This window comes from Rhodococcus sp. DMF-1, from assembly GCF_021441945.1.
GTDB lineage: Bacteria > Actinomycetota > Actinomycetes > Mycobacteriales > Mycobacteriaceae > Rhodococcus > Rhodococcus ruber.
Map to the genome: position 1 here is coordinate 5,027,518 of NZ_CP090442.1, position 10,310 is coordinate 5,037,827.

The following is a 10,310-nucleotide window of genomic DNA, read 5'->3' on the forward strand; positions in this document are numbered from 1 at the left end:
CCGGCGGCGAACCGGCCTCCTCCCTCCCCGGGTCTAGTACTCCACGCCGAGGTCCCGCAGGCGGTAGCCCTCCGGGTACCCCGGATAGGTGCGGTTGCTCGGATTGCTCGCGGCCATCGAGGTCCGTCGTTTCGGCAGCCGGCGTACCACCGCCGAACGGGCCCGCAGCGCGGCCTCCGCGACGGCCCGGACCCGCGGGGACCCCTGCGGGAACCCGAATGCCGCCGCCATCCGCTCGTCGATGAGCGAGTACACGGCCGTGGCGACGGCGGGTGCGAGCACCTTCGGGTACCACGACTGGAACAGCCGCAGGGTGTAGGTGCCGATGCGGTGGTTGTCGTCGCTGTAGGTGAAGTGCTCGTCCTCGTAGTCCAGCTTGAACCGCTGGAAGTCCTGGTACGACTCCGGAATGTTCTTGATCCCCATCCGGATTCCGACCTGCCGGTAGAAGTGGAACGAGGCGAGACGCTCGTGCGGGTGCAGCCGCCGCCAGCCGTAGCGGTCGATCCAGTCGATCGGGTCGTAGACGAACGTCGAGAGGACGTAGAGCATGTCGTCGTTGTCGATCGAATACCTGCCGTGCATCCGGTTGACGTTGCGCAGCGACTCGCGACCCCGGTCGGAGTCGTACCCGTGCTCGACGAGTTCGGACATCAGGATCGCGGTGTCGTCGTAGCGCTTCTGCGGGCGGTGCTCGAACTCGCCGGTGCGGGCCAGCAGCGCGGAGATGCTCGGCACACAGTAGGTACGGAACAGCGCGAACTCGAGCGACCGCTGGTAGTCCCAAGGGAACTCGTACCCGGCGGTGATCCGCAGGATGTCCTGATGGTGGGTGACCGGGTCCAGGCCCTCGATCACCTTCAGCCAGCCGAATCGCCCGAATCCGGCGTGCGGGTCCTGGTTCGGCGCGGGGAAGGTGGCGGCCTTCTCGGTCCGGGCGTCGGGGCGGGCGACGACGGACGCCCCGCGCGTGCGTTCCCGGGTGCGGTCGGGGGAGGTCGACGTCATCCGCGTCACCGCCCGTGCCGGGTGCGGAGCATCCACGCGGCGATCTTCATGTCCCGCGCGGTGCGTTCGAGGGTGAGCAGGTTCAGCGGGGCCCGGAACCTCTCGACGGTCACCGACTTGGGGCGGCTGAATTCGCGCAGGCCGTCGGCGCCGTGGATGCGGCCGAATCCGGATTCGCCGATGCCACCGAACGGCAGCGACGGGATGCCCGCGAAACCGAGCACCGAGTTCACCGACACCATGCCGGTGCGCAGCCGGTCGGCGATCTTCCGTCCACGCGCGCGGTCCTTGGTGAACACCGACGCGCCGAGACCGTAGTCGGTGGCGTTGGCGCGCTCGACGGCCTCGTCGAGATCGCGCACCTTGTTGACCACCACCGTCGGGCCGAACGTCTCCTCGCACACCGCCGAGGACCGCTCCGGGACGTCGGTGAGGATCACCGGGTCGACGTAACGGTCGTGCACGGACTCGCGGCCGCCGACGACGGCGCGGGCGCCGTGCTCGAGCGCGTCGTCGATCTGGCCGCGCACGATGTCGATCTGCCGGGGCAGGGTCATCGGACCGTAGCTCGCGTCGTCGCTGCCGCCGGGGCGCACCCGCTCCATGGTCGCGGTGAGCTTGTCGAGGAACTGCCGGTAGACCGGCTCGACGACGTAGATGCGTTCGACGCCGGCGCAGGTCTGGCCCGCGTTCCCGAACGCTCCGAACGCGGCCATCTCCACGGCCTTGTCGAGGTCGGCGTCCTCCGCGACGATCATCGCGTCCTTGCCCCCGCACTCGGCGACGAGCGGGGTGAGGGTCTCGGCGCACACGGCCATGACCTTGCGGGCGGTGGCGCCGGAGCCGGTGAAGGCGACCTTGTCGACGCCGGAGCGGGCGAGTGCCGCCCCGGTCTCGCCGAGGCCGGTGATCACCTGGAACACCGGCTGCGTCGGGGCGAGCCCGTTCCACTTCTCCTCGAGCCACTTACCCACGCCGGGGGTCAGCTCGGACGGCTTGAACACCACGGCGTTGCCGGCGGCGAGGGCGTAGGAGATCGAGCCCATCGGGGTGTAGACCGGGTAGTTCCACGGTCCGATGACGCCGATCACGCCGAGCGGCTGGTACTCGAGGGTGGCCCGCTGGTTGGCGCTGGCGAGACCGGACGGCACCGTGCGCGGGCGCAGCACCTTCCTGGCGTTGCGGGCGGCCCAGTCGAGGTGCTCGATCGCGAGCATCACCTCGAGGAAGGCGTCACCGCGGGGCTTGCCGGTCTCGGCGGAGACGAGGGCCGCGAGGGGCTCGGCGTCGGCGGCGACGGCCTGCTTGAACTCGAGCAGCCAGTCGCGGCGGCCCCGGAAGCCCTGGTCGGCCCACCATCGGGCCGCCGAACGCGCGCGGTCGACGGCGGCGGCGACGTCGGCGGCACCGGCGATCGGATACTCGGCGAGGACGGATCCGTTGCGCGGGTCGAGACTCGCGAAGGTATCCCCCGGAGGGGCCGGGGACTGGGTATCGGCGGGCGTGAGTTCCTGGGTCATGGGCGACGCTTCCTTCGCTGGGCCACATCAAATATATTTGATGTGATTCACTGTCGTGGATATCACACTAGGCGGCGCGCCCGGTGTCGACAACCCCCCACTAATTGTCCAGGCCAGGAGGCCGATCCCATGCACACGAACCTGACGGAATTCACTCCCGAGCAGCAGGACTTCGCCGCAGCCGTCGCCGATTTCTGCCGACGGGAGGTCGGCACCCGCGAACAGCGAGACGCCCTCACCGACCACGGCAAGCACAGCCACAACCAGGAGCTCTACCGGAAGATGGCCGAGCTCGGCTGGCTCGGCGTGACGGTGCCCGAGGAGTTCGGCGGCTCCGCCGGCAGCACGGTCGACCTGTGCATCCTGCTCGAGCAGAGCACACGGGGCATGGCACCCATCGGGGGCATCGGCCCCACCCTCATCACGGGCGCCGCCTACGAGAAGTTCGGCACCCGGGCGCAGAAGGAGACCGTGCTCGGCGGCATCGTCGAGGGTCGATCCCAGTCCATCTCCATGTCCGAACCCGAGGCGGGATCCGACGTCGGCGCCCTGACCTGCCGCGCCGAGAAGGTCGACGACGGCTGGCTGATCAACGGCCAGAAGACCTGGTGCTCCAACGCGCACTTCGCCGACAACATTCTGCTCGTTGCCCGCACCGACCGCAGCGGCGCCAAGCATCAGGGCCTGACGATGTTCCACCTGCCGGCCGGCACCGCGGGGCTGAAGATCAGCGGCATCGAGACCATGGGCGGCAAGGAGGTCAACGACCTCTACCTCACCGACGTGCATCTGCCGGCGGACGCCGTCGTCGGCGAGGTCGGCAACGGCTGGACCCAGCTGATGGCCGGGCTGAACACCGAGCGGCTCATCCTGGCCGCGATGATGCTCGGCACCGCGCAGCGCGCCTTCGACGACGCCCTGCAGTTCGTCACCGAACGCAAGCAGTTCGGCCGGCCGGTCGGCACGTTCCAGGCCATCCGTCATCGCGTCGCCGACCTGGCCACCGAGATCGAGGCCACGCGCCTGCTCGTGTACCGCGTCGCGCGGCTCGTCGACGACAACCCGGGCACGTTGTTTCCGCGCGAGGCGTCCATGGTCAAGCTCAAGGCCACCGAGGTCGCGAAGAAGACGGCCCTCGAAGGCATGCAGATGATGGGCGGATACGGGTACGCCACCGAGTTCGACATGGAGCACCATGTCCGCCGGACGATCGTGTCGACGATCTTCGGCGGCACCAACGAGATCCAGCGCGACATCATCGGCAAGAGCTACGGACTGTAGACGATGGCGGCACCGGCCCGTTCCCTGCGGCGACGGCCTCAGCTTTCGGAGGAGGTCGCGATCCACCTGCGGGGCCTCATCATCTCCGGCGCGCTGCGCTCCGGCGACTTCGTGCGGCTCGACGAGACCGCAGCCGAACTCGGGGTCAGCGTCACCCCGGTCCGGGAAGCGCTGCTGACCCTGCGGGGGGAAGGTCTCGTGGAGTCGGTGCCCAACCGCGGTTACGTCGTCTCGCCGCTCGGGCGGGGTGACGTCGCCGACATCTTCTGGCTGCAGAAACAGATCGCGGTGGAACTGGCGGTGCGCGTGCTGCGGGTCGCGGACGCTGCGGACCTCGATCGGCTCACCGCGCTGAACGATGCGCTACGGTGCGCGGTCTCGTCGTCGGACGCCGACCGGATCGCCGCTGCGGAGTTCGAATTCCATCGCGAGGTCAACCGGATCGCGGACAGCCCGAAGCTCGCCTGGTTCCTCTACAGCGCGGCCCGCTACACCCCGTACCGGCTCTACACCGCGGACCCGGAGTGGGGCCGGTCGGCCGTCGACTCGCACGCCCGCTTGATCGACGCGTTCCGCAGGGGGGACCGCGACGAGGTGATCGCGCAGACCGCGGGGCAGTTCGACGATGCGGTCCGCCGGCTGCTCGAGCACCTGGACCGGCGCCCCGAGTGACCGAATGTGACATCCGGTCGATCACATCGACCGGATGTCACATTCGGTCCTGTGGAGCGTGGGGGTGTCCGGCGGAAGGCTTGCGGTGCAGGGGATTACAGCGCGATGTCGCGTTCGAGACCGAACCAGTAGTGCTCGCCCGCGTCGAACACGAGCCCGCCCTTGCCGTTCATGACGCCGACGAGCGTGTCGTCGTCGGCCTTCTTGAAGTGGTCGAACACCGGCATACCGTCGTAGACCATCGTGGCGGTGACCTCGCCGCGGAACCGGACCTCCCACAGTGACGCCTCGCCGCGCCCGGTTTCGACGTCGGAGTAGAGCTCACCGCTCGCGTCCCGGCACATCAGCGGCTGCACGTCGTGGGCGGCGGCGAACTGCTTGCCGTACCACCGGGCCTTGCCCAGCAGCGTGTGGGTGCGGTGGCCGGTGTCGAAACTGAATCCGCGCCAGCGGTATCCGACGAGATCGTCGATGCGGGCGGGCTCGAGGCGCGCCCACAGGTCGTCGAGTTCGCGCGGCGAGATCGTGTCGGTGCGGCGGCGCAGTGCGGCCAGCTCGTCGGCCACGGTCATGGTCACTCCTGACGGTCGAAGGTGAGTACTGCCTCGACGGCATCGCTGCGGGTCCGCGCCGTACTCCCGCACCACCGCGGCGAGTGCCGTGCGCGTCACGCGTCCGCCGCCGGGTCGCCGAGAAGGGTCGCCAGCATGAGCTGTTGCACGCGGGTCTCGTTGGCGGGGGTGGCGTCGAAGTGCAACAGACGTCCGACGTCGAGCACGAGGTTGAGCGCGGCGTGCACCAGGAATCGGCACTCGACGGCGGACAGGGCCGGACGTACCTCGCCGAGCAGGCGGGCCCACTCCTCGACGTTGAGCCGCTGGATGTTGCGCAGGTCGGTGCGGTGTGCATCGGGCAGGTTTCCGATCTCGGTGAAGTACACGACCATCAGCTCGCTGCGGGCGAACGACAACTGGACGTACACGCGGGTCAGGGAGCACAGTGCCTCGGCCGGGGTTGTGGAGTCGGCCAGCGTGCCGTTCACGGCGACGGCGAGCCGGTCCGCGGCCCGGTGGAAGGCCGCGGCGAGCAGGTCGGCCTTGCTCGCGAAGTGCCGGTAGACGCCGGAGGCGTTGATGCCGGCCGCCGCGCCGATCTCCTCGATGCTCACGTCGTGGTACCCGCGGGCATAGAAGAGCAGGATCGCTTCGTGCAGCAGCACCTCGCGCTTGTTGGCGACGGCGAGGCCCGGGACACGGGCCGGCTCGTCGTGTGACCGGTCGGTCGTCGCCGGACGGACACGCGCGACCGACCGGCAGGCCTCGAGCAGCAGCCGCTCGATCCGGCGGTTGGCCAGCGGGGCGCGGTGTGCGGTGATGCTGCCGACGACGCTGAGCATGGCCGCGCTGAGGATGACGTTGTCCGGTTCCGGGAGCCCGGGTCGCAGGGCCGCCAGCGCGGCCCCGATCCGGCGGTTGACCCCCCAGATCTCTCGCCGGACCGCGTCGCGGTCCGGCGCGGTGAGATAGCGGCTCTCCCATCGGTAGAGCCCGGCGGTGCGGCGGCATTCGACGGTGGTGCGGATCGCGGCGAGCAGCAGGCCGTCGAGGCGTTCGCCGGGGTCGGCGCTCGAGGGGCTCGCGGCGTCCGCTTCGGCGACCGCCGTCCCGAGCGTCGTGCCCAGGCTCAGGGCGGCGTCGCGGAACAACGCGTACTTGTTGGGAAAGTGCCGATAGAGGGCGGGGCCGGAAATGCCGACCGCGGCAGCGATCTCGTCGATCCCGACACCGTGGTACCCGCGTTCGCTGAACGCCTCGGCGGCGACCGCCGCGATCTGTGCCTTGCGGTTCTTCGGCCGTCGTCGCGGAGCCGGTGCTCCCTCGGTCGCCGTGCGGGCGGTCGACCGTGTCCGCGTCGCCCGCGAACCGGCCCGGGTCTGCTCCGCCACCGTACCTCCATTCATGCCGGGCGTGATGCCGGCAGCCTATCGCACACGTTAGCGGCCAACACCATATCTGCGTCGGCGAATCGGAGGGCCACGCCCCACGGAAAGGCCAGCGGAGAACCCTTGACAAACGCGGTTGCGCACCGCGAAAGTTAACGAGCATTCCCGATGTCACCACGGTGTCCGGCCGCTGCGCCGGACGTGTCCGTCCGATGCGCGTCGCGGCGCAGGTCCAGGATCCGAGGAGGTCCAGTGAGAACCCGATTCACCGAGGCATTCGGGGTCGAGCACCCCATCGTCCAGGGTGGGATGATGTGGGTCGGCCGCGCCGAACTCGTCGCCGCCGTGGCCGAATCCGGCGCTCTGGGCTTCCTGACCGCGCTCACCCAGCCGACGCCCGAGGACCTCGTGAAGGAGATCGCCCGGACCCGCGAGCTCACCGACAAGCCCTTCGGTGTCAATCTCACGATCCTGCCGTCGATCAACCCGCCGCCGTACGCCGAGTACCGGCAGGCCATCGTCGAGTCGGGTATCAAGATCGTCGAGACCGCCGGGTCCAACCCCGTCGACCACCTGCCCCACCTGAAGGACGCCGGCGTCAAGGTCGTCCACAAGTGCACGAGCGTGCGGCACGCGCTCAAGGCCGAACGCGTCGGAGTGGACGCCGTCAGCATCGACGGATTCGAGTGCGCCGGTCATCCCGGCGAGGACGACGTGCCCGGACTCGTCCTGATCCCCGTCGCCAGCCGGCAGCTGCAGATCCCGGTGATCGCCTCGGGTGGCATCGCGGACGCCCGCGGCCTCGTCGCCGCGCTAGCCCTCGGGGCGGACGGGGTCAACATGGGGACCCGGTTCATGTGCACCGTCGAGTCGCCCGTCGCGCACGCGGTCAAGGAACAGATCGTCGCCAACACCGAACGCGACACCCGGCTCATCTTCCGCACCCTGCACAACACCGCCCGCGTGGCGGCGAATTCGGTCAGCGCGGAGGTCGTCGAGATCGAATCGCGCGGAGCGGAGTTCGGCGACATCGCGCACCTCGTCGCCGGCGCCCGGGGCAGGAAGGTGTTCGAGGACGGCGATCTCGAGGCGGGCATCTGGACGGCCGGACAGAGCCAGGGCCTGATCGACGACATCCCGACCGTGGCCGAACTCGTCGAGCGCATGGTGTCCGAGGCGGAGTCGATCATCGAGGACCGGCTCCGCGGATTCGTGGCACAGGGGGTCGGGGCGTGAGCACACCGACCGGGGAGGGGCTGCGCTCGGAACTCGCCGACGGCATCCTGCGGCTGACCATCGACCGGCCGAAGCGGATGAACGCCGTGGACCTGCCGACCATGCGGGCGCTCGGCGCCGCGCTGGACGAGGCCGGCCCCGATCCCCGGGTCCGCACCGTCGTCCTCACCGGTGCGGGAACGGCGTTCTGCACCGGCGCCGATCTCGCTGCGGCAGCGACGAACCCGGCCGATCCGGCCGAGGTCATGGACGTCGCGAACGCGGTGATCCGATCCATCGCGACGGTTCCGGTGCCGGTGATCGCCGCCGTCAACGGCCCCGCCGCGGGCGTGGGCGTGTCGATGGCTGTTGCGGCGGACCTCACCTATGCCGCCGAGAGCGCCTATTTCCTGCTGTCGTTCGTGAACATGGGGCTGATGCCCGACGGCGGAGCGAGCCTGCTCGTCCCGGCGGCGGTCGGGCGTGCGCGGGCCGCGGAGATGGCGCTGCTCGGCGAGCGGGTGTCGGCCGCGGATGCCGACCGGTTCGGCCTCGTCGCGCGCACCCTGCCCGACGCGCAGTTCGCCGCGCATGTCGCGGACGTGGCGGCTCGGACGGCGACGAAACCACGGCGCGCTTTCGAACTGACCAAGCGGGCACTTCATGCCACCACGCTCGGCCTGCTCGACGACGCGCTGGCCCGGGAGAAGAGCGGCCAGACCGAGCTGCTCGCCTCGGCGGACTTCGCCGAGGCGGCCATGGCCATGCTCGAGAAGCGATCCCCGCGTTTCCCCTGACGACAGGCCGTGCACTTACCGGCGCGGGAACCCCGGTCGCCGCCCGGCTGCGTCCCGGTCGGACTGCCCTGTTAAGACGTTGGGCGACAATATCATTCGATGCGAGACGCGCTCCGTGCTGCGGGCGCCCGCGCCCTCCTCAACCGGTTGTCTCCCTGAGAATCACCATTAACAAAATGCTGGCCGAACAGGGGCGCTGCCTGTAATGTGCCTCACATCGAGAACCCGGATCGCGTCCCGTCGGCACCTCCGCCACGCCCCGAGAGGAATCCTCATGGTCACCGCCTCCACCCTCGCCGAGACCCAGCGCCTGCGTCGCAACAACTGGAACAACCACCTCGAGCGGCACGCCCTGATGATCCCGAACCGCACCGCGCTGCGGTTCCAGGGCCGGTCGATCACGTGGGCGGAGCTGCACGACCGGGTCGAGCGGCTCGCCGGTGCCCTCGCGCGGCGCGGCGTCGGCTTCGGTGACCGGGTCGTCGTGCTCATGCTCAACCGCCCCGAATACCTCGAAACCGTGCTGGCCGCGAACGCTCTCGGCGCGATCGCCGTGCCGGTCAACTTCCGTCTCACCGCGCCCGAGGTGGCGTACCTGTCGAACGACAGCGGGGCCTCGGCGATCGTGGTCGAGGCACCCCTCGCTCCGCTGGCCGCCGCGGTCCGCGCGGAGAGCGACGGGCTCGGCCTGTCCATCACCGTCGGCGGGGCCCCGGACGGCGACAGCCTCGCCTACGAGGACCTGGTCGCCGAGACCGGCGAGCCGCACCCGGCGGTCGACGTTCCGGACGACACCCCGGCCCTGATTATGTACACCTCCGGGACCACGGGACGGCCCAAGGGCGCGGTGCTCTCCCACAGCAACATGTCCGCGCAGGCCCTCACGTGCATCCGTGCGTTCCACCTGTTCGACGAGTCCGGCGTCGGGTTCTGCGCCTCGCCGATGTTCCACATCGCGGCTCTCGGTGCGATGGCACCCAACCTGATGCTGGGCGTCGCCACCGTGATCCATCCGGTGGGGGCGTTCGACCCGAACGAGCTGCTCGACGTCCTCGAGGCCGAGCAGGTCACCAACCTGTTCCTGGTGCCGGTGCAGTGGCAGGCGGTGTGCGCGGCACAGCAGGCGAACCCGCGGAAGCTGGCCCTGCGCAACATCTCCTGGGGCGCTGCGCCGTCGTCCGACACGATCCTGCGCGCGATGGCCGAGACGTTCCCCGACGCGTCGAACGTCGCGGTGTTCGGCCAGACCGAGATGTCACCCATCACCTGCGTGCTCGACGGCGAGGACGCGCTGCGCAAGCTCGGCTCCGTCGGCCGGGTCATTCCCACCATCCAGGCGCGGGTCGTCGACGACGAGATGAACGACGTGGCCCCCGGTGAGGTCGGCGAGATCGTCTACCGCGGACCCACCATGATGAGCGAGTACTGGAACAACCCGGCCGCGACGGCAGATGCGTTCCACGGCGGCTGGTTCCACTCCGGCGACCTCGTGCGCGTCGACGACGAGGGCTTCGTCTACGTCGTCGACCGCAAGAAGGACATGATCATCTCCGGCGGCGAGAACATCTACTGCGCCGAGGTCGAGAACGTGCTGTTCTCGCATCCGAAGATCCTCGAGGCCGCCGTGATCGGACGTCCGGATCCGAAGTGGGGCGAGGTGCCGGTCGCGGTGATCGCGTTGCGGCCCGGCCACGACGATCTTCCCCTGGACGAGCTGCAGCCGTTCTTCGACGAGCGGCTCGCCCGCTACAAGCATCCGAAGGACGTCGTGATCGTCGAGGCCCTGCCGCGCAACGCCAGCGGCAAGGTCGTCAAGCACCAGCTGCGCGGCGGCCTGTCGGCGGTCGTCCAGGGCTGAGACGCCGAGGAGCCGTC

At 69.8% G+C, this 10,310-nt stretch carries 9 protein-coding genes; 5 read left to right on the forward strand and 4 right to left on the reverse strand.

Annotation, left to right across the window (positions count from 1 at the left end; translation table 11 throughout):
- Positions 1-33: 33 nt before the first annotated feature.
- Positions 34-1,008 (reverse strand): oxygenase MpaB family protein, encoded by a 975-nt coding sequence (locus tag LZP97_RS23035; protein WP_040273673.1) that lies wholly within the window; start codon positions 1,006-1,008, stop codon positions 34-36.
- A 5-nt stretch (positions 1,009-1,013) separates the two neighbouring features.
- The gene (locus LZP97_RS23040; protein ID WP_010594932.1) at positions 1,014-2,528 is read right to left on the reverse strand and encodes an aldehyde dehydrogenase family protein; all 1,515 of its coding nucleotides are present in this window, start codon (positions 2,526-2,528) and stop codon (positions 1,014-1,016) included.
- 129 nt (positions 2,529-2,657) lie between these two features.
- Between LZP97_RS23040 and LZP97_RS23045 the strand changes: the two genes are divergently transcribed.
- Both LZP97_RS23045 and LZP97_RS23050 read left to right on the forward strand, forming a co-directional pair.
- The gene (locus LZP97_RS23045; RefSeq protein ID WP_010594933.1) at positions 2,658-3,809 is read left to right on the forward strand and encodes an acyl-CoA dehydrogenase family protein; all 1,152 of its coding nucleotides are present in this window, start codon (positions 2,658-2,660) and stop codon (positions 3,807-3,809) included.
- A 3-nt stretch (positions 3,810-3,812) separates the two neighbouring features.
- A complete protein-coding gene (locus LZP97_RS23050) occupies positions 3,813-4,481 on the forward strand; it encodes a GntR family transcriptional regulator (protein WP_017681520.1) in 669 nt (222 codons plus the stop codon).
- A 95-nt stretch (positions 4,482-4,576) separates the two neighbouring features.
- On the opposite strand, the gene LZP97_RS23055 is transcribed toward LZP97_RS23050, so the two are convergent.
- Both LZP97_RS23055 and LZP97_RS23060 read right to left on the reverse strand, forming a co-directional pair.
- Positions 4,577-5,053, reverse strand: a complete 477-nt coding sequence (locus tag LZP97_RS23055) for a DUF4334 domain-containing protein (protein ID WP_017681521.1) — start codon at positions 5,051-5,053, stop codon at positions 4,577-4,579.
- Between the two features lie 95 nt (positions 5,054-5,148).
- Positions 5,149-6,426 (reverse strand): TetR/AcrR family transcriptional regulator, encoded by a 1,278-nt coding sequence (locus LZP97_RS23060; protein ID WP_048773635.1) that lies wholly within the window; start codon positions 6,424-6,426, stop codon positions 5,149-5,151.
- Between the two features lie 249 nt (positions 6,427-6,675).
- Here LZP97_RS23060 and LZP97_RS23065 point away from each other — a divergent pair, with 249 nt between their 5' ends.
- The 3 genes from LZP97_RS23065 to fadD5 all read left to right on the forward strand — a co-directional run bounded on the left by LZP97_RS23065 (position 6,676) and on the right by fadD5 (position 10,293).
- Positions 6,676-7,659, forward strand: a complete 984-nt coding sequence (locus tag LZP97_RS23065) for an NAD(P)H-dependent flavin oxidoreductase (protein WP_267966267.1) — start codon at positions 6,676-6,678, stop codon at positions 7,657-7,659.
- Complete coding sequence (locus tag LZP97_RS23070; protein WP_048773637.1) at positions 7,656-8,435, forward strand: enoyl-CoA hydratase; 780 nt, start codon at positions 7,656-7,658, stop codon at positions 8,433-8,435. Before LZP97_RS23065 ends, LZP97_RS23070 begins: the two co-directional genes overlap by 4 nt.
- 274 nt (positions 8,436-8,709) lie before the next feature.
- Positions 8,710-10,293, forward strand: coding sequence for a fatty-acid--CoA ligase FadD5 (gene fadD5, locus LZP97_RS23075; RefSeq protein ID WP_048773639.1), 1,584 nt, complete (start codon positions 8,710-8,712; stop codon positions 10,291-10,293).
- Positions 10,294-10,310 lie beyond the last annotated feature (17 nt).